The sequence below is a fragment of the Candidatus Goldiibacteriota bacterium HGW-Goldbacteria-1 genome, from assembly GCA_002839855.1.
In the GTDB taxonomy this organism is placed as follows: Bacteria; Oederibacteriota; PGYV01; order PGYV01; family PGYV01; genus PGYV01.
Window position 1 is genome coordinate 99457 of record PGYV01000003.1, and the last position, 23465, is coordinate 122921.

At 42.1% G+C, this 23465-nt stretch carries 22 protein-coding genes and 2 tRNA genes; 22 read left to right on the forward strand and 2 right to left on the reverse strand.

From position 1 onward, the window contains the following. The first annotated feature begins 62 nt into the window (after positions 1 to 62). From CVV21_03495 to CVV21_03505, 3 genes are read left to right on the forward strand one after another with little or no spacing between them, the layout of a single operon-like run. The gene (locus CVV21_03495; protein PKL92388.1) at positions 63 to 2699 is read left to right on the forward strand and encodes a valine--tRNA ligase; all 2637 of its coding nucleotides are present in this window, start codon (positions 63 to 65) and stop codon (positions 2697 to 2699) included. Then, positions 2696 to 3559, forward strand: coding sequence for a nicotinate-nucleotide diphosphorylase (carboxylating) (gene nadC, locus CVV21_03500; protein PKL92389.1), 864 nt, complete (start codon positions 2696 to 2698; stop codon positions 3557 to 3559). The genes CVV21_03495 and nadC overlap by 4 nt, the downstream gene beginning before the upstream one ends. Positions 3560 to 3583: 24 nt before the next feature. Continuing rightward, the gene (locus CVV21_03505) at positions 3584 to 4306 is read left to right on the forward strand and encodes a biotin--[acetyl-CoA-carboxylase] ligase (protein ID PKL92390.1); all 723 of its coding nucleotides are present in this window, start codon (positions 3584 to 3586) and stop codon (positions 4304 to 4306) included. A 54-nt stretch (positions 4307 to 4360) separates the two neighbouring features. Here the strand turns inward: CVV21_03505 and CVV21_03510 are convergent, their stop codons facing one another. Both CVV21_03510 and CVV21_03515 read right to left on the reverse strand, forming a co-directional pair. Then, positions 4361 to 4927 carry an ADP-ribose pyrophosphatase gene (locus CVV21_03510; protein PKL92391.1) on the reverse strand — a complete coding sequence of 189 codons (567 nt, stop codon included), beginning with the start codon at positions 4925 to 4927 and terminating at the stop codon, positions 4361 to 4363. Positions 4928 to 4932: 5 nt separating this feature from the next. Further along, positions 4933 to 5547, reverse strand: a complete 615-nt coding sequence (locus CVV21_03515; GenBank protein PKL92392.1) for a 5-formyltetrahydrofolate cyclo-ligase — start codon at positions 5545 to 5547, stop codon at positions 4933 to 4935. A gap of 244 nt (positions 5548 to 5791) precedes the next feature. Between CVV21_03515 and CVV21_03520 the strand changes: the two genes are divergently transcribed. From CVV21_03520 to CVV21_03610, 19 genes are all read left to right on the forward strand, one after another. Beyond that, positions 5792 to 6154, forward strand: coding sequence for a hypothetical protein (locus CVV21_03520; protein ID PKL92393.1), 363 nt, complete (start codon positions 5792 to 5794; stop codon positions 6152 to 6154). A gap of 20 nt (positions 6155 to 6174) precedes the next feature. After that, on the forward strand, positions 6175 to 6537 hold the full coding sequence (locus CVV21_03525; GenBank protein ID PKL92394.1) for a hypothetical protein: 363 nt from the start codon (positions 6175 to 6177) through the stop codon (positions 6535 to 6537). Between the two features lie 283 nt (positions 6538 to 6820). Next, positions 6821 to 8677, forward strand: coding sequence for a chloride channel protein (locus CVV21_03530; GenBank protein ID PKL92395.1), 1857 nt, complete (start codon positions 6821 to 6823; stop codon positions 8675 to 8677). Between the two features lie 62 nt (positions 8678 to 8739). Further along, complete coding sequence (locus tag CVV21_03535) at positions 8740 to 10011, forward strand: sodium:proton exchanger (protein PKL92396.1); 1272 nt, start codon at positions 8740 to 8742, stop codon at positions 10009 to 10011. Between the two features lie 232 nt (positions 10012 to 10243). Further along, positions 10244 to 10912, forward strand: coding sequence for a hypothetical protein (locus CVV21_03540; protein ID PKL92397.1), 669 nt, complete (start codon positions 10244 to 10246; stop codon positions 10910 to 10912). Further along, positions 10909 to 12120 (forward strand): glycosyl transferase family 1, encoded by a 1212-nt coding sequence (locus tag CVV21_03545; protein ID PKL92398.1) that lies wholly within the window; start codon positions 10909 to 10911, stop codon positions 12118 to 12120. Before CVV21_03540 ends, CVV21_03545 begins: the two co-directional genes overlap by 4 nt. A gap of 95 nt (positions 12121 to 12215) precedes the next feature. After that, a complete protein-coding gene (gene der / locus CVV21_03550) occupies positions 12216 to 13547 on the forward strand; it encodes a ribosome biogenesis GTPase Der (GenBank protein ID PKL92399.1) in 1332 nt (443 codons plus the stop codon). A 9-nt stretch (positions 13548 to 13556) separates the two neighbouring features. Beyond that, complete coding sequence (gene plsY, locus CVV21_03555) at positions 13557 to 14219, forward strand: acyl-phosphate glycerol 3-phosphate acyltransferase (protein ID PKL92443.1); 663 nt, start codon at positions 13557 to 13559, stop codon at positions 14217 to 14219. Next, entirely contained in the window at positions 14216 to 15223 is a 1008-nt protein-coding gene (locus tag CVV21_03560) for an NAD(P)H-dependent glycerol-3-phosphate dehydrogenase (GenBank protein PKL92400.1), read from the forward strand. Before plsY ends, CVV21_03560 begins: the two co-directional genes overlap by 4 nt. 12 nt (positions 15224 to 15235) lie before the next feature. After that, the gene (locus tag CVV21_03565) at positions 15236 to 15592 is read left to right on the forward strand and encodes a MerR family transcriptional regulator (protein PKL92401.1); all 357 of its coding nucleotides are present in this window, start codon (positions 15236 to 15238) and stop codon (positions 15590 to 15592) included. A 383-nt stretch (positions 15593 to 15975) separates the two neighbouring features. Next, positions 15976 to 16050: transfer RNA gene (locus tag CVV21_03570), tRNA-Pro, on the forward strand. A gap of 139 nt (positions 16051 to 16189) precedes the next feature. After that, positions 16190 to 16266: transfer RNA gene (locus CVV21_03575), tRNA-Pro, on the forward strand. Positions 16267 to 16308: 42 nt separating this feature from the next. Then, positions 16309 to 17028, forward strand: coding sequence for a hypothetical protein (locus tag CVV21_03580; protein ID PKL92402.1), 720 nt, complete (start codon positions 16309 to 16311; stop codon positions 17026 to 17028). Positions 17029 to 17036: 8 nt separating this feature from the next. Further along, positions 17037 to 17306, forward strand: coding sequence for an acylphosphatase (locus CVV21_03585; GenBank protein ID PKL92444.1), 270 nt, complete (start codon positions 17037 to 17039; stop codon positions 17304 to 17306). A gap of 28 nt (positions 17307 to 17334) precedes the next feature. Next, positions 17335 to 18444 (forward strand): RNA polymerase sigma factor RpoD, encoded by a 1110-nt coding sequence (locus CVV21_03590; GenBank protein PKL92403.1) that lies wholly within the window; start codon positions 17335 to 17337, stop codon positions 18442 to 18444. A gap of 38 nt (positions 18445 to 18482) precedes the next feature. Continuing rightward, positions 18483 to 19004: an adenine phosphoribosyltransferase gene (locus CVV21_03595; GenBank protein ID PKL92404.1), complete on the forward strand. Its 522-nt coding sequence runs from the start codon at positions 18483 to 18485 to the stop codon at positions 19002 to 19004. A gap of 32 nt (positions 19005 to 19036) precedes the next feature. Beyond that, complete coding sequence (locus CVV21_03600) at positions 19037 to 20866, forward strand: hypothetical protein (GenBank protein PKL92405.1); 1830 nt, start codon at positions 19037 to 19039, stop codon at positions 20864 to 20866. A gap of 31 nt (positions 20867 to 20897) precedes the next feature. Next, complete coding sequence (locus CVV21_03605; protein PKL92406.1) at positions 20898 to 22157, forward strand: hypothetical protein; 1260 nt, start codon at positions 20898 to 20900, stop codon at positions 22155 to 22157. A gap of 165 nt (positions 22158 to 22322) precedes the next feature. Next, on the forward strand, positions 22323 to 23450 hold the full coding sequence (locus tag CVV21_03610) for a hypothetical protein (protein PKL92407.1): 1128 nt from the start codon (positions 22323 to 22325) through the stop codon (positions 23448 to 23450). The last annotated feature ends 15 nt before the right edge of the window (positions 23451 to 23465 follow it).

Below are 23465 nucleotides of genomic sequence, written 5' to 3' on the forward strand. Positions count from 1 at the left end.
AATTACAAATTGATTTTTATAATTAAAGATGATAAATTATTTCCCGTTTATCGGTTCAAAAAATAAAGGAGTTCGTGTTGGATAAATATATTCCCGAAGAAATAGAAGGAAAGATATATTCTTTCTGGACAGAAAAAGGTTATTTTAAGGCGGATGAAAATTCAACCAAACCGCCTTTTTGTGTTGTTATACCGCCTCCGAATGTCACGGGTTCGCTTCATATGGGGCACGCGCTTAATAACACGCTGCAGGATATTTTATGCCGCTATAAAAGGGCGCGCGGATTTAATGTATTGTGGGTGCCGGGTTGCGACCATGCGGGTATTGCCACGCAGAATGTGGTGGAACGCGAACTGAAAAAAGAAGGAAAAAAGAGGCATGATCTGGGCCGTGAAAAATTTGTACAGCGCGTGTGGGAATGGAAAGAAAAATACGGCACGACAATCATGATGCAGTTAAGAAAACTTGGAAGCTCACTGGACTGGAGCCGCGAACGTTTTACAATGGACGAAGGGCTTTCAGAAGCCGTAAAAGAGGTTTTTGTAAGGCTTTATAATGAAAAACTTATATACAGGGGCGACTATATAATCAACTGGTGCCCGCGCTGCCATACGGCGTTATCTGATATTGAAGTGGAACACAAAGATTTAGACGGACATTTTTATCACATAAAATACCCTTATAAGGATAAACCGGGTTTTATTCAGGTGGCAACCACAAGGCCTGAAACGCTTCTTGGGGATACTGCTGTGGCGGTTAATCCCGATGACCCAAGATACAAAGATATTCCTGAAGGTACTATGATATTACTGCCGGAAACAGGCAGGGCAATACCTTTAATTAAAGACGAATATGTAGATAAGGAATTCGGCACAGGCGCGGTAAAAATTACACCTGCGCACGATCCGAATGACTTCCTGATAGGCCTAAAACATAAACTTGAAATGATAAAGGTAATGGATGAGAGCGCAAAAATGAACGAAAATGCCGGCGCTAAATATCAGGGCATGGACAGGTTTGAAGCCAGAAAAAAAATAATGGAAGCGCTTGAAGAGCAGGGGCTTGTTGTCAAAGTAGAAGATCACAAGCACGCTGTGGGGCACTGCTACCGCTGCAATACCGTAATTGAACCATATGTTTCCACCCAGTGGTTTGTAAAGATAAAACCGCTTGCCCAACCCGCCATAAAAGCGGTGGAAGACGGTGAAGTTCAGTTTACCCCTGATATGTGGAAAAAAGTATATTTTGAATGGATGAATAATATAAAAGACTGGTGTATTTCCCGTCAGCTGTGGTGGGGGCACCGTATACCCGCATGGTACTGTGAATGCGGCGAAATTATAGTTTCAAAGGAAACTCCTGCAGGCTGCCCCAAATGCGGCAGCCTGAAAATAACCCAGGATGAAGATGTCCTGGACACATGGTTTTCTTCTGCATTATGGCCTTTTTCAACGCTTGGCTGGCCTAAAGATACAAAGGATTTAAAGGCTTTTTATCCCACATCTGTCCTTGTAACCAGCTGGGACATTCTGTTTTTCTGGGTGGCAAGGATGATAATGACGGGTATAAAATTTATGGAAAAGCCTCCTTTTGCGCACGTGGTTATAAATTCGCTTGTGTGCGATTCAGAAGGCAAAAAAATGAGCAAATCAAAAGGCAATGTGGTTGACCCGCTTGATATTATTTCAAAGTATTCCGCGGATTCGCTGCGCTTTACCATGGCAACGCTGGAAACTGCCACGCGCCATATAGCGTTTTCAGAAGACAGGCTTAAGGGCTACAGCAACTTCATGAACAAGATATGGAACGCCGCTAAATTTGTAAAACAGAATCTGGAAGGTTATAAAGCTGTGGACCTTGATAAAGCGCAGCTAAAGCTTCCGGAAAAGTGGATATTATCACGCTTAAATTCTGTGGTGGACAAAGTGACTGACGCGGTGGAAAGTTTTAAATTCTCGGAATCTTCGCTTTTATTATATGATTTCTTCTGGCACGATTTCTGTGACTGGTACCTTGAAATAGCAAAGATAGACCTTTATAAAGAAGGGTCCGATTATAAAAATACTGTTCAGACAGTGCTTGCCAAAGTATTAAAGGATTCGCTTATATTAATGCACCCGTATATACCGTTTATAACCGAAGAAATTTACGGGCATATGGGTTTTGCCGGAGCAAAAGAAAGTATTATGAAAGAAAGCTGGCCGTTTGTGCATGAACCTTTTAATTTTGACGCCAAAGAAATGGACACGGTTATGGATGCCATTTACGTTTTAAGAAACGCCAGGGGGCAGTTTAACATATCCCCGGCTGAAAAACTTGACGGCTATATTGTAACGGATAATAAAGCGCTGGTGGAAGCCAACAGGGATATAATGATAACTCTTGCAAAACTCAGCTCGCTTAACTTTACGGATAAGACCGGGGAAAATGTGGCAGGCAGGGAAGTAAAAGATTTAGGATTTGCCGGTATTGACATGAAAGGAAAAGTGGATACGGCAAAAGAAACAGAAAAAGCAAAAAAAGCCATAGAGAAATTTAATAACGGCATAAAGTCAATAGAAACAAAACTTTCTAACCCCAAGTTTACGGAAAATGCGCCGAAAAAACTTGTGGATGAAGAAAACGCGAAAATAGAAAAATTGAAATCAGATATAGCTGATGAAGAGAAGAAAATAAAACTGCTGGAAAGGCTTGCGTGATATGTATGGAAATGCTTAAAAAATTTGAAAAAGAAATGAACGAAATAATAAAGCTGGCTTTAAAAGAAGACATTGGAGCCGGTGATATTACCACAGATGTGCTTATATCGCAGTCTGCGGAAACAAAGGCTGTTTTTGTCGCAAAAGATCACGGTATTATATGCGGCCTTCCTGTGGCGAAAAGGGTTTTTCAGGTGCTTGATAAAAATATAAAAGTCACATTTAAGAAGAAAGACGGAACATGGGTAAAGCCGGGAGAGATACTGGCAACGGTAAAGGGCAGGGCAAGGGCGCTTTTATCCGGCGAAAGGCTGGCTCTTAATATTATCCAGCGCTTATCCGGAATTGCCACATATACAAGCAAATTTGTTGATATAGCAAGGCCATACGGGGTTAAAATACTTGATACAAGAAAGACCACCCCGCTGATGAGGCTGCTTGAAAAATATGCCGTAAAGACAGGCGGCGGAGTTAATCATAGAATGGGGCTTTATGACGCGGTGCTTATCAAGAACAACCACTTAAAGCAGATTGATATAGAAAAAGCGTATGTGGACATGAGGCGCTGGATACCAAAAGAGATGAAAGTTGAAATAGAAGTCGAAACAATAGAGATGCTGGAAAAAGTGATAAAACTTCAGCCGGATATAATAATGCTGGATAACATGAACGTTGAAATGCTGCACAGGGCGATTCCCATGGTGCGCAAGTCAGGCATACCTTCCAAAATTGAAGTGTCAGGCGGCATTAATATGAGCAATATCCGTGACGTGGTTAAGACAAGGCCTGATTTTGTATCTATCGGCTCTATTACCCATTCTCCGCCATCAATGGACATAAGCTTAAGGATGATAAATTAACCTTTTTTTAAGGCGGAAGAATCAGTGAAAATCAACCCTATTGAAGCTGTCCTGAAAAACAAACTTCTTAATAATGTTATTGTTTTTGATACAATTGAATCCACAAATAATTATCTTATTAATAACAGCAATCCGTCCGGGACTGTTGCCGTGGCTGCTGTGCAGAAATACGGCAAAGGTAAGCAAGGGGCATCGTGGATATCCGCAAGGGGAGGGCTGTGGTTTTCGTTTATAATCCATAAGAAAATAAAAATGCCTTTTTTATTTGTCATATTGTCATCTGTAGCGGTGGCGGACACCCTGAAATCTTACGGCGTAAAACCGGAAATAAAGTGGCCCAACGACGTGCTTGTAGGCGGAAAAAAAATATGCGGTATCCTTATAGAAAACGACTCCTATAACGGCAGAATTGTGACAGGGGTTGGCATTAATTTAAATAACCGCGTTCCTGCGGGTAAAGGGATTAATGCTGTTTCATTATCAAAACTTACCGGTAAAAAAACAGATATAGATGAATTCTTTTGCGGTGTATTAAAGCGGATAGACCAAAATCTTGCGGATATTAAAACCGGGCGTGCGCAGCTTATATCGCGGTGGGTAAGGTATCAGGAAAGTCTTAAAGGCAGGCAGATTAAGGTTATTAAAAATGGTTCTGTGAAAATATATAAGGCGTTAAATGTGACATCTAAAGGCACAATTATGACTGAATGCGGGAAAGAAATTAAAGGGGAAGTGTTTTTTCTGTAACTGACAATCATTCTTAAATTTTGCATCCAAGTTTATCAAAATACATTAACCGGATTATTTTAAATATCTTTTTTTCAGGCTTAAAGTCCTGTATATCCTGTCCAGCATAAGCAGGCTTGTTATGGTTTTTGCATCCCGAATCTTGCCTTTATCTATCATCTCAAGCGCTTTATCAAGCGTTAATGTAATTACTTTAATGTCTTCGTCCCAGTCAGGTTTTTTAACCGCGGGGGTTAAACCTGTGGCTATATAAATATCCATGTTTTCGTTCATTACTCCCGGGGTGGGGTAGAAGTTCAGGATTTTTTTGAATCTTTCCGCGGTAAAGCCGGTCTCTTCCATAATTTCACGCCTGGCGCACGCAAGGGTAGATTCATTGTTGTCCCTTGTACCGGCAGGCACTTCCACCATATATTGTTTTGCGGCGTACCTGTATTGTTTTATCAGGATGATTATTTTTTTATTTATATCAAGAACCGGGATAATCACCGCGGAACCGGGGTGTGTGATAAGGTCGCGTTTAAGCCTGCGCCCTTTAAGGCTTATGACGTCGCTAAATACAGTTATTATTCTTCCTTTATATCCAAGGCGTCTGGAAAGAAGTTTTTCGGGCGTTTTCATGGTTTTTACCTCGTATCTCTGCAGTTTACAATCTCTTTTTCGGTTATGATAAAGTCCATTTTAATATCATGCTTTTCCGCGGGAATGTTTTTTACCAGCTGGCAGGAAAAAGCAAGAGCGGCTTTGATTGTTTTGGAAGGAAGCTTTTTTAAGAATCTGTCATAATAACCCTTTCCAAAGCCAATTCTGTTTCCATGTATGTCAAAACCAATACCTGGCGCCGCTACAACGTCTATTTTTTTCATATTTGTTATTACTTTCTTAATGACGGGTACCTTTATACCATAAGCATCTTTTTTTAAATGATTACCTTTTGTTAAAATTACAGGGACAATATCATTGCCGCGCACCCAGGGAACACAGACTGTGGCGCCGGTTTTATGCAGGTAATTTATAAGGGGGGCTGTTCTAACTTCACTTTGTGTGCTGATGTAGGCCATGACTGTCATGCCTTTTTTAAAGGGTATCAGCCCTGAAAGTTTTTTAATTATAAGCCTGCTTTGCGGAGCAAGCTCTGTTTGGGGAAGGCAGTTACGCTTCACGCGCAGTTTTTTTCGTAACGAAGTTTTATCCATAAAAACATAATACAATAAATCACGGCCCTTTTCAAGACAGCGCATTGTAAGAGTGTGGATGGGGGTTAGCAGTTTAAGCTATATGCAAATATGCAAAAGCGATTAACTGACTCTCTTTTATAGTTGGCCGGGAACTTACCGTTTAGCCTGATGTTTTATGTTTGCTGCTCTTCCGTCCCTCCGTGCATCCGGGCTTCCGTCCCTCTGACTTAATGAATTTAAACGCTTAAGTATTGACTTTTAGGTATTTTCTGATAGAATTGGTTAAAATATAGAGGAGGGTCATCAAATGGTTGAAATGCCTCAGAATAAAAGAGAATTCACAAGAATAAATGCTGAAACCCAGGCAATATATAAAGTGCTTGGAGAACCCATTGACCTTTCAGGTACAGGATATTTAAAGACAACCACCAAGAACATATCAAATGGCGGCTTATGTATCAGCGCTCCCCGCAAAATAACAAAAGGCTATATCGTTAAAGTGGGGCTGGAACTTGAAACATCTGAAAAACCTATCAGTGCGTTTTGTGAAGTGAAATGGTGCGCCAAATCAGGTTCTGAATTTGAAGCAGGTTTGAAATTTTTAGGCCTTGAAGATGAAGATCTGGAAAATCTAAAAACATATGTGTCAGGCAGTCTAAACATCCATTAGGGTGTTATCAGGAGGCATTGATGGCTTTGCAGCGCAGGGAAGTCAGGACATCTGAAAGATTTGAGTGCAATGCTACAGCTTCATACAAAAAGCTTGGTGAATATATAAGCTCCATAGACCTTGGATACAGGTCTGCCACGGCGAAAAATATAAGCAGGGGCGGTGTCTGCGTTTTGATGCCTGCGCCTGTTGAAAAAGGCGATGTGCTTCTGCTTGATGTGGCACTTGAAGGTTCTGCCAGACCAATAAATGCCATTTGTGAAGTCATGTGGTGCTGCAAGTCCGGCGAATACTATGAAACAGGCCTTTGTTTTATTAATATTGAAGGAAAGGACTCAAAGTGCGTTGAAAATCTGGGCGTAAAATCAAAGAAGGTAAACTGATACAGTTTTTTTGAAAAACAGTTTATCTTTCCGCGGTATCTGAGTTGTAAACACCGGTATGTAATGTAATTCTATTGATACTGTATTTTTACGGTGTTCTTTTGGGGCGCTTGTGATGCGGGTATATAATCTGCCGCTGTTATTTCTTATGATGGGGATAAAACCTTTAAATTTAACAAAGACAGGCAGAATGACTTCATAAAAACCAAAAAAAAATTAAACGGTTTTTTTTATTTAAATGTTGTAGAATAACATTTAAAAAAGCGGAGCAAGCGGGCTGAAAATGTCAAAAAAGGATAGAAAAAGCACAGGCATTTATAATTATATTGTAAAAAGGGCGGCGGGATTTATCGCCCATACGGGTGTAATGACCACGGGCCGCTGGATATATTTTGGGGCTATTGTGGGTGTTATTTCCGCTGTGTGCGCCATGTTATTTGCTTTGTCGCTTAAGTTTACGGGATTTATTTTTCTTGAAACTATTGCCGGAATTAAAACGTCTTCACTTGGCATGATGATATTTGAAGAGGGATACAAAAAATGGCTTATCCTTGTGGTGCCGGCTTTTGGCGGCCTTGTTTCCGGATGGCTTACGACAAAATTTGCCCCTGACGCAAAAGGGCACGGCACGGATTATGTCATTAAAAGTTTTCATAAAAACGCGGGAAATATATTTTTAAGGGTGCCTGTAGTTAAAATAATTGCCACGGCATTTGTGATTGGAACAGGCGGGTCGGCGGGACGCGAAGGCCCCATAGCGCAGATAGGCGCGGGGTTTGCGTCTGTGCTTGCAAGGTTTATGAAGTTAAACGACAGGGAAAAAAGGCTTTTAATAATGGCCGGCGCGGCAGGCGGAATTGCGGCGATTTTTGGAGCACCGTTAGGGGGCGCGATTTTTGCGGCTGAAGTCCTTTACAGAAATCATGAACTGGAAGCGGAAGTTATTCTTCCTTCTATTATTTCATCAATCGTGGCGTTTTCTATATTTCGCAGCGTGATGGGGATAGAGCGCCTTTTCAGCATCGGATCGGTGTCATTCAGTTCGGCGTATGAACTTATTCCCTATACCATACTTGGTGTGGGCTGCGCTGTTGCGGGGATAGTGTTTGTAAAGTTATTTAACCGGGTGAAAACAGCTTTTAACGGATATAATAAAATATCAGTAATTTTTAAACCCGCGCTTGGCGGATTTTTGCTTGGGGTTATGGCTTTATATCTGCCGGGAGTGCTTGGCGGCGGTTATCAGTATATGCAGATGGCTTTTGACGGTTCTATTCCGGTTCTTCTTATGTTTCTTCTGGCTGCCGGAAAAATGGTTTCAACATCGCTTACTATAGGCTCCGGCGGTTCCGGCGGTATATTTGCGCCGTCGCTTTTTATAGGGGCGATGACCGGAGGCGCGATTGGAGGAGTATTAAGATATATGCTTCCTCCGGGCTGGATGCCGCCGGAAGCGGCATTTATTGCCGTGGGGATGGGCGGCCTTTTCGCCTGTGTTGCCAGAGTACCGCTTGCCAGCCTTATAATGGTATCTGAAATGACAAGGGGTTACGACCTTCTTGTGCCTATGATGCTTGTATCTGTTATTGCTTTTTTGCTTAACAGAAAACCTTATACTGTATATGACGAACAGGTTAACGGGCTGGTTGATTCACCCGCTCACAGGGGGGATTTTGAAATGGACGTTCTGGAGGATATAATTGTAACGCCTGATATAATTGAAAAAGGGGCCGTTGTACTTCCAAGGCGCGCGCCTATTAAAAAGGCAATTGATACGGCTATGAATTCAAAACAGGGAATTTTTCCTGTAATTGATCAGAAAGACGGAGGCCGGGTTGTGGGGGTTTTTTCCCTGCAGGACATAAAGGAATATTTGCTTGAAAGCGGCCTTGGGGAAGAGGCGCTTGTGGAAGATATAACGCAGCATAATTTTATCCGTATTCATATCGGAGACAGGCTTCATTCAGTGGTGGATAAATTTACAGCCAATGATGTTGACGCGCTTCCCGTGATTGATGAAAAAACGGGAATGCTTATGGGAATGTTTTCAAGGGACGGGCTTATTAAACTTTATAATAAAAAGCTTATAGCGTTATCTTTAAGAAAAAGCAAAGCGGGAAATATGCCTGCAGGACAGTAATGTGAAAAGATAATTTAAAGGCAGATACAGCAGCTTTAAAAGTTTTATATAATGGAGGACTGATGGAATTTTCAGCCGCGGTTTTATTTATAGGATTAATGGTTTTTTTCGCACATTTTTTTTCTGCCACGTTTAACCGCACAAAGATTCCGGACGTTCTGCCTTTGGTAATCATAGGAATACTTGCAGGCCCGGTCTTTAATTTTATAAATCCGGAAATTCTTGGAAGGTTTGGGGAAATTTTCAGTACGCTTACCCTTGTGATAATACTGTTTGAAGCCGGGTTGTGCCTTGATATTTCTGTCATCAGGTCATCCGCCGGCAGCGGCGCCAAACTGGCTGTTTTCAGTTTTTTATTGACTTTCGCGGGGGCAGGTTTTATTTCATATTTTTTTATGGGTTTGGAACTTCTTCAGGCGGCTGTTTTTGGGGCAATATTGGGCGGCGGCGCGCCTTCAATAGTAATACCGATAATTAAAAAGATGAGCGCGGGCGGTAAGACGGCGTCTGTTGTTGTATTTGAAAGTACAATAAGCGAGGTGCTTTCAATAGTTATCGTGCTGCAGCTTATAGCCACTGCCGGGGCAGGCGGTATTGACGCCGTACACATGTCCGCAAAAGTATTTTTTGCGTTTCTCATTGCGGTGGTAATAGGCGTTGTGTCAGCCCTTTTCTGGTCAATGATGTTAAACAGAATAAGGCTTCTGGAAAACAGCGCTTTTACAACCCCTGCTTTTGTGTTTATTGTTTTTGGCGGCGCGGAAATAGCCGGTTTCAGCGGGGCTATTGCGGCGCTTTGCTTTGGGATAATGCTTGGCAACATGCAGAAAATAAACGTGGGCCCCCTTAAGCATATTAACGTTACCATGAATGAAGCTGAAAAAAGTTTTATGGCGGAAGCTGTCTTTTTAATGAGGACTTTTTTCTTTTTATATATCGGGATTTCCATAAAGCCTGCGGGTTTTGATGTATTTGCATTTGCGCTGGTGATTACGGCTGTTATCTATGTTGCCAGGGTCATTTCGGCTCAGCTGTCGTTTAACAGGAAAGAAAACAGGTTTGATGTTACAGCTGCCGGCGTGATGGTTTCAAGGGGGCTTGCATCAGCGGTTCTTGCGGGTATTCCGCTTCAGGCGGGAATGGAAGGCGGGGAGATAATAAGGGATACCGTTTATGCCGTTATTCTTCTAAGTATTCTGCTGAATTCATTTTTATCATATTCTGTTGAAAGGCAAAAGGGTATGTACAGGATTATATCCGCTTTCTTTTCCGGATTCAGCACGGAAAAAACAGATGACACGGCAGCGGATAATAATGAAAAAGGCGGCTTTTAATAACTTTTGGTTAAGGGTTGCTTGTGGGCTGCTTATTATATATAATAAATACAGGTTAAAAAGTGTTTTTTATAAAGTAAACTTACAGGCAGCCGGGCTTATGCCCTTTAATTCCGGAATTCTAAAAGCATAAAAAAATATTTTCATTGCCTGCTGTTTTTGTACTTGGTGTGATTTTTCCGGGCAAAAGAGTTTACTAAAAATACGGCTGTATTGTTTAAGGAGGGTAATGATGGAAGGGAATGCGGATGAAAAAAGTTTCAGATTTTACACGCGGATGCACCTGTCTGAATTAACCGGCGTTTCAGCCGGAAATCTGGAAGAACTTTTAAAATGCATAAAAAGCATTGACGGTTCGTCCATCTACCACCATACTCACAGATTTCTTCAGCAGCACGAATACCTGAATCCGGAACCTGCCAATGACTTTGCGTATTGGGTTGATGAATCGCTTGGTGAAAGCAGGCTTGCGGAAGCCCTTGCAAGCATTGATACGGTAAGTTTTAAAAGCATAAGGATGTTAAGGGAGGAATTATCAAATGTAATAGCAAATTATCTTGAATCAAATAAAGGCAGGCAGTTAAGGTCGGCTATGCAGGGGATGGAATTTAATTTTGTAAAATCGGTAAGTTTTGTTTTTCCCACCGGTTATACGGCGTCTTCAGCGGGCGAGTTTGTGGAATGCCTTGAAAAAATAACCTCGGATTCGCTTTATTTTCATATGTTTGAATCAAGGCTAAGGCTTGATAAACAGGAAAATGATTTTTCCCTGTGGCTAAGAAGTTCGCTGGGGCTGGATAAACCTGCTGACGCCATAAACAGGCTTGACCCTTATACCCATACTATCGGGCAGCTGCGCAGGGTTATTATTGATATTTTAAGAAAGGGCGGTGTTATATGAACAGCATAAATGATTACGCAAAAATAGTGGGGCAGGCGGTTCTGGATGACCTTAAAATTGCGGCTGAAAAATTAAAAGGAAAAAAAATCACGCATGTAAATTCCACGCCGGTAGGCGGCGGAGTCGCGGAAATACTGACAAGAATGGTGCCCCTGCTTAATCAGCTTGGGGTTCGGTCTGACTGGCAGGTAATAAAAGGCAACAATTCATTTTTTGATGTCACAAAAAAAATGCATAACAACATACATGGAAGCGGTGAGCCCCTTACCGGAAGTGAAATAAAGACTTTCATTGAAAACGGCGCGTTTAATGAGGAAAATATGCCCTGTGATTCGGACATAATGTTTATTCATGACCCTCAGCCGATAACGCTTATTAATAAAAAACGGGATAATAAATGGATATGGCGGTGCCATGTTGACGCAAGTAATCCAGTTGCTTCCACATGGAAATTCCTAAGGGAGTATATTGACCGTTATGATTCCGCCGTATTCTCTTCGCCCCTTTTTGCAAGGCAGCTGCCCATAAGGCAGTTTTTAATCTCTCCGTCAATTGACCCGTTAAGCGATAAAAACAGGGATATGGAGCCGGAAGAAATAAAAAAGTACCTTGATAAATACAATATACCGACTGACAAACCTTTAATTACCCAGATATCCAGGTTTGACAGGTTGAAGGACCCTGTGGGGGTAATACAGGCGTACAAAAAGGTAAAACCTTATGTTGACTGCAGGCTTCTGCTGGCAGGCGGGACGGCGGTGGATGACCCGGAAGGTAATGTTGTTTATAATGAAGTGCTTGAAGCCGCGGGAAAAGATAAAGACATAATGATACTTAACATGCCGCAGGATGATAACGCCGTTAACGCCATTCAAAGGGCGTCAACGGTGATAATGCAGAAATCACTTAAAGAAGGCTTTGGGCTTACAGTCAGCGAGGCGCTGTGGAAGTCAAAACCGGTTTTGGCTTCACATGTGGGCGGGATCCCGCTTCAGATTAAGCATAAATATTCGGGGATGCTGTGCCATTCAATAGACGGAGCCGCGTTTGCGCTGAAAATGCTGCTGAATAACCCTGATTTCGCGGACAAACTGGGCAAAAACGGGAAGGAACATGTAAGGAATAATTTCCTGCTTACAAGGCATATTAAAGAATATATGCTGCTTTTTCTATCCCTTTATTCCAAAGAGGACGTTGTGCTTTTTTAACCCTTGCTTTATTTGCCATTTAAAAATATAATGTTTAAAGGAGGCCGTAATAAGGCCTCCTTATTTTTTGATGTTAATCGGAGTTAAGGAGCAAAATGAAAAGTGATTTTACGGTTTTAATTGTAGGAAGGGAAAATGTCGGCAAATCCTCCATTTTCAACAAACTAATCAACCAGCAGAAGGCCATAGTTGACGATTATCCGGGGGTAACCCGCGACAGGCTTTACGGCGATGCCGAATGGTTTGGAAAAAAGTTTACGCTTGTGGACACGGGCGGAATTCTGTTTGACGGCGAAGACCTTATAAAAACAAAGGTTGTGGATACCATAAAAGATGTCATTAAAAGCGCTGACCTTGTGCTTATGGTGGCGGACGGCAAAAGCGGACTTATTCCGGATGACAAAAAGATCCTGACTTTTATAAAAGAAAATAACCCCAATTACGTTGTCGCGGTCAATAAGATTGATTCGCAGGCGGCGGTTGATAAGACATACGAATTTTATAATATGGGGATTGACAAAATTTTTCCGGTATCTTCAGCGCATTCGCTTGGGCTTGATGACCTGCTTGATTACATAGCGGAGAAAATACCAAAAGTAAAACCGGACGAAGATGACGGCAAGCTTCCCAAGATAGCAATAACAGGAAGGGAAAATGCCGGCAAATCATCGCTGTTTAACGCCCTGCTTAAAGAAGAGCGCTCCATAGTAACTGAAATACCCGGCACCACCCGTGACGCGGTGGATTCAATGATAGAGCTAAACGGAAAGAAATTTATAATTATAGATACCGCGGGCGTGAAAAAACGCAGGAATATGAAGGGCAAGCCGGAAGCGTTTGGAATAGGCAGGTCTTTTTCCAATGTTAAAAGAAGCGACGTTGTCCTGCATGTCATTGATATCACCACGGGAATTACTGAAGTGGACAAGAAAGTGCTTGGCTATGCCGCGGAGCATTTAAAAGCTGTTGTTATCTGTGTTAATAAGTGGGATCTTGTAAAACCTTCAGACAGGGACGCTAAAAGAAAAGAATATATTGAATATCTTCGCGATGAAATGAAATTTATGGACTACGCGCCGGTTGTTTTTGTATCCGCTAAAAATTCGGCTGGCCTTGAAAAGCTTATAGATATTGTAATTCGTGTTGAAAAAAAGTATAATTTCAGGGTAAAGACGTCAATTTTAAACAGAATGATAAGGGAAGCGGTTTTCAGAAAGGCGCCTGTGACAAAAAAAGGCAGCCTTAAAATATACTATGCGACGCAGGTTTCTGCCGCGCCGCCCACTTTTACGCTTTTTGTAAATTCGGCGGATAAAATTCACGAAAGTTATTTAAGATATGTTGTAAATAAGATCCGCGAAGATTTTGGATTTGACGGATGCCCTATTAAACTTAAAGTAAAGCAGAAGGAAAAAAAGGAGGCTTAGCACGTGGGAATAATTATAATTCTTGCAAGCATTGCAGCTGCGTACCTTATGGGTTCCATACCGACAGGCTATCTTATCGTTAAAGGGTTAAAAGGCATTGATATCAGAACTGTGGGAAGCGGAAATATAGGCGCGACAAATGTTAAACGCGTGCTTGGCATGAAATGGTTTTTTGGAGTTTTATTTCTTGATGCTTTAAAAGGTTTTTTGCCGGTTCTTGCGGTAAAAATATTATTTCCGCAGTATCAGTTTCTTCCCGTACTGGCGGCTTTGTTCGCGGTTCTGGGCCACACTTTCACGCTGTTTCTTAATTTTAAAGGCGGCAAGGGTGTAGCCACAGGGCTTGGTGTTTTTCTTGCGCTGGCGCCTTTATCCGTAATTTGTTCTGTTGCGGCGTTTGCCGTGTTCTTATGGATGTTTAAATACATTTCACTGGGTTCAATAGTGGCGGCAATTCTGCTGCCGGCTTTTGTTTTTATATTCGGGGAAAACGGCTTTTTAAATCTGGTACTGATATTCGCCATCTTTACGGCATTTTTTGTGGTGTATAAACATAAAGAAAATATTAACAGGCTTAAGGAAGGCACGGAAAATAAATTCACGTTAAAGACACAGCAGAAAGAAGAAGGACCGGTAAAGCCTGAAAATAAAAAGAAGGCGGTAAAGAAATGAAGGTATCTGTAATCGGCGCGGGCGGATGGGGAACGGCACTGGCGCTTATACTGCATTCAAACGCAAACGAAGTGCTTATATGGGAATTTGTACCCGCCTACGCGGAAGAGCTTAAGCAGAAAAGGGAAAATGTAAAATTCCTTAAGGGCGTAAAAATACCGGATAATATTGAAATAACAAATGATTTAAAACGCGCCATTGATTTCGCGGAAGTGGTTGTGCTGGCTGTGCCGTCGCACGTCATGCGTTCGCTGGCTTTAAATATAAAAAAATTAAACTATAAGAAAAAAATATTTGTAAGCGTGGCAAAAGGGATAGAACAGGACACTTTAAAGACTATGTCCGCTGTCATAAAACAGGTTTTAGGGCCGGTTCAGTTTGCGGTGCTTTCAGGGCCTTCGCACGCTGAAGAAGTGGGCAGGCAGGTTCCCACCACTGTGGTTGCGGCTTCCAAAAAAGCGGCTATTGCAAAAAAGATACAGGTGCTTTTTTCCAATAATGCGTTCAGAGTGTACAGCAGCACTGATATAAAGGGAGTTGAACTTGGCGGCAGTTTAAAAAATGTTATTGCCATTGCCGCCGGGGTTTTAGACGGGCTTGGGCTTGGCGACAACACCAAAGCCGCGCTTATAACAAGGGGCCTTGCGGAAATGAAAAGGCTTGGCGTAAGGATGGGCGCGAAGGAAGACACTTTCTTTGGCCTTTCCGGAATAGGCGATTTAGTCGTAACCTGCGAAAGCAAACACAGCCGAAACAGGTCCGTGGGTGATCAAATCGGGCAGGGCAAAAAAATAGATGATATATTAAAAGGTATGGAAATGGTGGCTGAAGGCGTAAAGACCGCGAAATCCGCCCATGACCTTTCAAAAAAATACAAAGTGGAAATGCCGATAACAAATGAAATATATGAACTGATATATTCAGGTAAAGACCCAAAACAGTCCATTAGCGACCTTATGACAAGAAAGTTAAGGTCAGAGCGCGAACTGTTAAATAAAGAGTAGGGGGTACGGCATATGGAAATAAGGGATAAAAAGTACTACCCAATAAGGGAAGTGGCACAGATAACGGATGTCAAAGAGTCCGTAATAAGGTTCTGGGAGCAGAACTTTGATGAATTAAAACCCATAAAGAACAGGGTAGGGCAGAGAAAATATACAAAAAAAGACATTGATGTTATCTTTATTATAAAAAGGCTTCTTTATGATGATGAATATAAAATAAGCGGCGCGCAGAAGAAGGTAAAAGAGATTCTTGCCGCGGAAGACGGCCAGCAGCTGGAACTTTTTGAACTTGAAGAGAAATTAGGCCAGCAGAAGATTGAAGATGTTAAAAAAGGACTTATGGAGTGCCTGGAAATATTAAGGAGTTAGGAAAAACCTTTTAAACAAGGGCAAAAATATCCTTGAAACAAATAGTTCACAATGGTATATTATAAAATCTTAGTTGTGCAATAACTTATTCGTATAGTCGGGGCGTAGCACCTGACGATAGATGAGGAAAAGATTTATGATAGTCGTCAGGTACACTTCCGCCTGACATGATAGATTTTATGTTTGAAAAGTCGGGGCGTAGCACCTGACGATTGATGAGGAAAACGCTTCATGATAATCGTCAGGTACACTATCCTCTCGATAGAATAGGAAATTAAGGTAAGGTCGGGGCGTAGCACCTGACGATTGATGAGGAATAGCTCTTCATGATAATCGTCTGGTACACTACCTCCCAGTAATGATAGTTTTTATGTTTGAATAGTCGGGGCGTAGCGCAGTGGTAGCGCGCTTGGTTCGGGACCAAGAGGCCGGAGGTTCGATCCCTCTCGCCCCGACCATGAGATATAGTATTAAGAAGTATATATAACAAATAAGATTCCGGGCATACTCCACCCGGTAATCGTTGCAGGAGATTGCCTGACAGCAAGTGTCAGGGAAATTTACTCCTGAAATGACAGTTTTTATGTCCGTAAAGGTCGGGGCGTAGCGCAGTTGGCTAGCGCGTTCGCTTGGGGTGCGAGAGGTCGCTGGTTCAAATCCAGTCGCCCCGACCAGTAATTTTAATAAAAAAAACCAACTAAATAACCGGTGAAAATGTGAAGAAAAGCCTGGCAGTTTTGGCAGTCCTTTTGTGGGCAGCGTGCATACATGCTGAAAGCGTTGATGTAAACCATTTTCTTGAATGCCCGTCAGTTTCCGGTGAAAGCGGCTTTATTTATAACCCTTCGGCTTATTCCCTTGGATACGGCAATTTAAGCGCCGGCATTCACCAATTTATGTTCAAACTTAATTATGGCTTTATAGATATCTTGGAAGCCGGATTTACCTTTGATTACGGAGAGACCAGCGATTTTGTGCAGGCGCTTAAAAATATAGACTTGAACCTTAAAGTAAGGCCTTTTAATGAAGAAGAGCATTACGTAACGGCCGCTTTTGGAATTGAAAACATGCCCGTGAATCTGCTTGAAGGTTTTGGCGACAGGATGAGTATTTACGCGGTTGCTTCAAGAAAACTTTTTGACTGGGGTTTTAACCTTTCTGTGGGTTTTAAGAACAACATCCGGGGCAATGAATTAAAACCGCTTGAATGGAACTTTTTTGCCGACGCGGCAAAGGTAATAAACGATACAGTAATGGTAATTGCGGAGTATGAAGACGGCAATCTTAATGCCGGCGTAAAGATAAGTATCAGTTATAACCTGAATGTGGAAGCGTATGTAGAAAGGTTAAACCGCACCGGGGATTTAAAAAGTTTTGGAGAATTTCTGCAGGAACACTTCATATTCGGGATTACTTTCATTCAAAAGGCGTATTAATGTCGGAAATGGCCGGCGTGTTAATAACGGTAAGCGGAATGGTGCAGGGTGTGGGCTATCGCTGGCACTGCAGGCAGCAGGCAGCCGCGCTGGGGCTTAAAGGGTACGTGAAAAATCTGGAAAACGGCGATGTGGAACTTAAAGTATTTGGGGAGCGCGGGGATATAAACGGGCTGATATCTGAAATCACAGGGCGTGATAAGCCTTTTGCCGTGACAGGCATAAAAATTGATGACATATCTTTTGATAAAAGTTATAATGATTTTGTAATATTGTAATACGCTTTTTAAAAAAGCCGGGGGGGCTATGAAGAAAAAAAAGAAAGCGGCAGTGGGAAAAAAGAAGATAATTAAAAAGGTTAAAAGCAAAAAGATAAAGAAAACTGTTGTATCAGTAATTGCAAAAAAGCCGGGGAAGAAAGCTGCAAAAAAAGAGGAACCATCCGAACTTGCCGAAGATTTTGCCGCCGATACGGAATCTGAACAGGATACCGAGGATGTTTCAGGGGACAAAATAAACATAAAGCGGGACCTTATTTTAAAAGGGATTGAAGATGAAGAGGAAGATGAAAAATCCATATTAAAAGCGGTAAACGGCAAGGACGCCCTTGCCCTGTACTTTGACGAAATAAGGGCGGAAAAGGTATTAAGCGCGGAAGAAGAACGCGACCTTATTATTAAAACGCAGCACGGCGATGACATTGCCAAGGCAAAGCTGACCAAGGCAAATCTGAAACTTGTGGTGAAAATAGCAAAAAAATATGAATACTTTGGCGTGCCTTTAATTGATCTTATTGAAGAGGGCAATATAGGCCTTTTAAAAGCGGTTGATAAGTTTGAAGTGGAGCGGGGGTTTCGGTTCAGCACATACGCCACCTGGTGGATAAAGCAGTCCATAAACAGGGCTATTGCCAACCAGAAAAACACAATAAGAATACCGGTGCATATACTGGATGTATATCATAAGTATTTAAAGCTTCTGGAAAAAGAAGTAAAAGATAAAGGTAAAATTCCGGAAAATTACGATATGGCAAGGAAATTAAGAATAGACCCTATTAAATTAAATGAGATACTTAACATTATTAAGTCGCCAAAGTCCCTTGACCTTGAATATGAAAGCGAAGACGGCGAAGGCGGCAGGTCTTTAAAAGACACCGTTGAAGATATGGTACAGGCAAAACCGGACCAGGAACTGTTTGACATTGAAAAAAAAGAAACTATGATGGAACTTATCCGTATGTTAAAACCAAACGAACAGCAGGTAATAATCTGCAGGTTTGGCCTGGAGAATAAACAGATACTGACACTGGAAGACATAGGCAAAAAACTTAAACTTACGCGCGAGCGTATCAGGCAGATAGAGGCAATTGCAATAAAAAAACTTAAGTATTTTATGAAGACCGCCGACAAAAAATAACATATCCGGCACATTTACAAAATAGAAAAGGGGTAATTTTGATGGAAAAGCAGATTAAAAAAGTCATTAAAGATGTTGTGGATTTTCCAAAGAAAGGGATAATTTTTAAGGATGTAACGCCGGTGTTTGCTGATGCGGCGGTTTTCAAGAAGCTTATTAACGCTCTGGCTAAAAGGTATTCAGGCAAAAAAATAGATGCCATAGTGGGCGTTGAATCCAGGGGATTTATTATAGGCGCGCCGCTTGCCTATAAGCTTGGGCTTCCGTTTGTGCCTGTAAGAAAACCCGGAAAACTTCCGCGCGAAACATATAAAGAAGAATACGCCCTTGAATACGGCACCAACACACTGGAAATTCATAAGGATGCCATTAAAAAAGGCGGTAAAGTAATAATTGTGGATGACCTGCTGGCCACAGGCGGAACTATGGAAGCGTCCGCCAAGCTGGCAGAACGCTGCGGCGCCAAAGTTGCGGAAATGGTATTTGTGGTGGAACTTGATTTTCTTAAAGGCAGGGAAAAGTTAAATAATTATAAAGTCTATTCAATAGTACATTATTGATAATGCCCATACTTCAAAATACCGCCGTTGTTATGCTGACGGCGGTTCTCTTTTTAATCATAACAGGCGCCGGCGCCCTATTTTTAAGGGCAATTAAATCAGAACCTGAAAAAGGGGCGGATTTTATAATATTTTCTTTTGCGTCCGGCGCGGTTTTATTCTCTCTTGTAATTCTTACTGTGGGCAGGGCGGGGTTTTATACACTGCCGGCAATGCTTGTTATAGGCGCTGTATTTGCCGTGTGCGCGGGATTTTCCGCGGGGCGGTTTTTTGAATCAATAAAAGAGACAGTAAAGTCTTTTTCCGGTGTTAAAGGATTTATTGCCATAGGCGTGTTATTGCTTGCGCTGCCAAGGTTTATATCGGTCTTTTTTAATATTTTTGTCCCAAATACTTCATGGGACACAATGGCGTACCACTACGCCATACCTTCAATTTATCAGCAGGCAGGGCAGATAACCTACATTCCATATATGTTTCATTCCAACTGGCCGCAGAATCTTGAACTTATTTTTGGCTGGTCAATGACAGTTTTCAATGACACGCTGGCGGGCGGCGCGGCTTTTATTTTTGCGGCAATGCTTTTATTAACCGTATTTCGGTTTGGACAGAAAGTTTCATCCGCGCGCGCGGGAATAATTGCGGCATCTATTGTCTGTGCTTTTGCTGTTTTTAAAAGGGAAGCGGTAAACGGGTATGTGGATACAGGGCTTGCTTTTTATGAAACTGCCGCCGCATACGGCGTGTTTTTATATATGCATTCAAAGAACCGCGCCCATTTAGGCGCTGCCGCTTTTGCGGCTGCCGGCGCGGCGTCGGTTAAAATACTTGGGCTTTTTTCGGCTGCATTTCTGCCGTTTTTTATACTGCTGGCGGATTATATTTATAATGGTAAAGAAAAAAAACTGCGTATTATGGATGCCGTATTCTTTGGTATAATTGCCTGCCTTGCCGCGGCGCCGTGGTACATTAAAAGTTTTGTGGATACGGGAAATCCCGTATGGCCTTTTGCGTACGGCATTTTTGGCGGTAATAACTGGACTAAAGAGTTGTCCGATTTCCGCAGCGCCTATTACGGCGAACACGGAAGCGGAAGGGGCATTTTAAACCTGCTGTCGCTGCCGCTGTCTGTGATTACATCCAAAAACATGGATGGGTACGCGGGAAATAATTTTATATTCCTGTATCTAATGCTTCCGTTCTCGCTGTATATGGCTTTTGTTAAAAAACATAAAGACACATTATTATTGCTGCTGTTAACCGCGTGTTTTTTGGTTTTCTGGGTGGCATCCAGCCAGTTTGTAAGGTTTCTCTTCCCGGGGCTTGTTATATTTACGGTTTTAAGCGCGGCCGCGGCGGATTATATATTTTCTATGGACAAGAAAGTATTTTTAAAAATATTAACAGGCGGCTGCGTTTTATACCTTTTGTTATACTCCTACCCGTTTAAGTACGAAGGCGATTTTGCGGGCGTTAAAACATTTGCGGGGATAATAGACAGGGAAAAATACCTTGAAGGCAATATGGATAATTATAAACTTTTTAAAAAGATAAACGCTGATAATGATATAACAGGCAAAATAGTATTTTTCAGGGAGATAAGGGGATATTACCTGAAAAAAGATTACATCTGGGGCGACCCTTCAAATCAGGCTCTTATTGGGTATAATAATACTTCAGATACACTTAAAGACCTGCGTGATAACGGTGTGAATTATGTTGTAATGAATTCAAATATTTATTCCAAAATAGGGGATGGATATACTGAAACTGTGTTTGAAATAATGAATGAAATAACGGGCAAACACTCTGAATTAAAATACTGCGAAAAAGGGGTCTGCCTTTATAAACTTATAAGATGACCGGCATTGTGCCGAAATAACGGGAGGTTGTATGAAGAGAAAAATGTTAGTGTTGGGTTCGGTCTTATTGGTTCTTATGTTCCTGGCAGGATGCGGCAAGCCGTTTCACAAACAGCTTGACGAGGCGCTTACGGCGGGCAATTATCAGGCGGCTGTGGATTTAATTGAAGCGGAAAAGTTAAAACCCAAGGAAAATGTTTATTCCGAAAAGAATGAGATCCTATATTATATGGATAAAGGCGCGGTATTACAGGTATTGAAAGAGTATGAAGAAAGCTGCAGCCTTATGTCAAAAGCGGATGAACTGGTAGATAAACTTTACACCAAAAGTGTGCTGGACGAAACTGCGGCATTTTTGTCAAGTGACCTGAACATAAAATACAGGGGAGAAGATTTTGAAAGCGTTATGTTAAGCATAGTGGCCATGCTTAATTACATGTATCAGGGGCAGTATGAAAAAGGTGTTATAGAATCAAGAAAGGTAAATAATAAATTGAAATACTTTGAAGCGGAATACGGGGACAAGGCGATATACACAGAAGACCCGCTTGCGCGCTATCTGGCAGGATTCTGCTACGAAGCATCGGGTTATTATAATGAAGCGTATATTGATTACAAACTTGCGGCCGCGGCGTGCGAAAAGTATGAAAGTATTTACGGCGTAAGCGTTCCGGAAATTATGAAGGCAAGCGCGGTTTCAATGGCGGAAGCCAACAGGTTTGAAGATGACGTGGAATATTATAAAAGTAAATGGGGCGCGCTGGATTATACAAAAAAAGAGCAGCTTGCAGGCAATTCAGAAGTGCTGCTTGTGATATATGACGGCCTTCCCGCGTATAAGGTGGAAGACAAGAATTTCCTGACAGGCATAGCCCTTCCCAAATATCAGAAGAGGGACAGCTGGCTGGAAGATGTAGAGGTTAAGTGCAAAGAAACAGTGTGCCCCGTGCAGCTTGTACAGGACCAGGCAGCAATATCGTATAAGAATCTGGAGACGAAAAACGGTATCATGATGTTAAAAGGTGTTGGCAGGGGCGTGGCAAAAACAATAATGAAAAACATTCCGCTTGGTTCGTTGTTTGTAGGCGAAGAAAGGGCAGACACAAGGTGCTGGAGGACAATTCCTTCCAGGTTCCACCTTGTAAGGATAAAGCTTGCCCCGGGCCAGCATGAAATAAAGGTTACATTAAAAGCAGCCCCAGGCGATAAATTACACACAGACAGGGAAGAAATAATAACAACAAAGCTTGTAAAAGGCCAGAAAAAGGTCTATCCCGTCTACGCGTTTTAATTTGTTTTGTCTTCTAATGTAGAGGCGCAACATGTTGCGTCTCGTCTTTTGATGTTTAGTATTTAGGTGTGGTAGACGCGGGTCTTCAGCCCGCGGTAGTTGAGTTGTTGTTTGTCATATGTTTTTTAAAGTTTAATTTTATATAAACATATAAAAGGAGAAATTATGAAAAAAATTTTGATTTGTATGTTTGTTATTTCCATGATGGCTGTAATCGGCTGTAAAAGCGCGCAGAATCCGTCATCCGTATCTGCACCCGCACCCACACCCACCGCAACAGGGGTCTGGGAGGCTGTTTGGACCGCCGGTTTTTCTGAAGGGCAGGCGGATAACACTTCGCTTTGCGTTTATCAGGGTGTGCCGTTTATTGCATTCAGCGATATTGCTAACGGCAGCAGGGCAACAGTAATGAAATTTACCGGCAGTTCATGGGATGTTGTCGGCACTGCGGGATTCTCTGCAGGCAGTACCGAGTACATTTCATTAGATATTTATAATGGAGAACCATATGTGGCTTATCAGGACGCCGGGAACAGTTCAAAGGCAACGGTTATGAAATACTCGGGCGGAGTATGGTCTGTTGTGGGTACTGCAGGGTTCTCGCCGGGCACGGCGTTGTATGTATCAATGTTTATAAGCGGCGGCACTCCTTATGTGACATTCGTAAATGTTTTTGCTTTAGGGAACAAGGCAACGGTTATGAAGTATAATGGCGCGGCATGGGTAAATGTAGGCAGCGCGTCTTTCACATCGGGCACTGCCACTAATTCTTCGTTATTTGTATATGATGGTACGCCGTATCTGTCTTTTTCTGACGGAAACAGCGGTCAAAAGGCATCGGTAATGAAATTTAACGGGACAGGATGGGAATATGCCGGTAATGCCGGCTTTTCAGGAGATTCTGTAACGCACACTTCGCTTTTTGTTGATAATGGAATTCCGTATGTTTCTTATCAGGACAATACCGATGAGATAACTGTAATGAAGCTTAACGGCAGTTTATGGGGAAAATTAGGCACAGAAGCTATATCGGAAGGTTATTCTCCGTATACGTCGTTGTGGGTTTATAACAATATGCCATATGTGGCATTCACGCAGTCTTTAGGCGGTTATCAGGCATGGGTAAAAAGATATAACGGCTCTGTGTGGGAAACAGTTGGCGGCGGGGCAGTATCATCAAGCCAGGCGAATTTTGTTTCGCTTGACGTGTATAACGGAACGCTTTATCTGGGATACAGGGATGGAGCCAACTCCTCCAAATCAACTGTAATGAAGTACACAGGCGGATTGTAAAAATTATCAGATAAC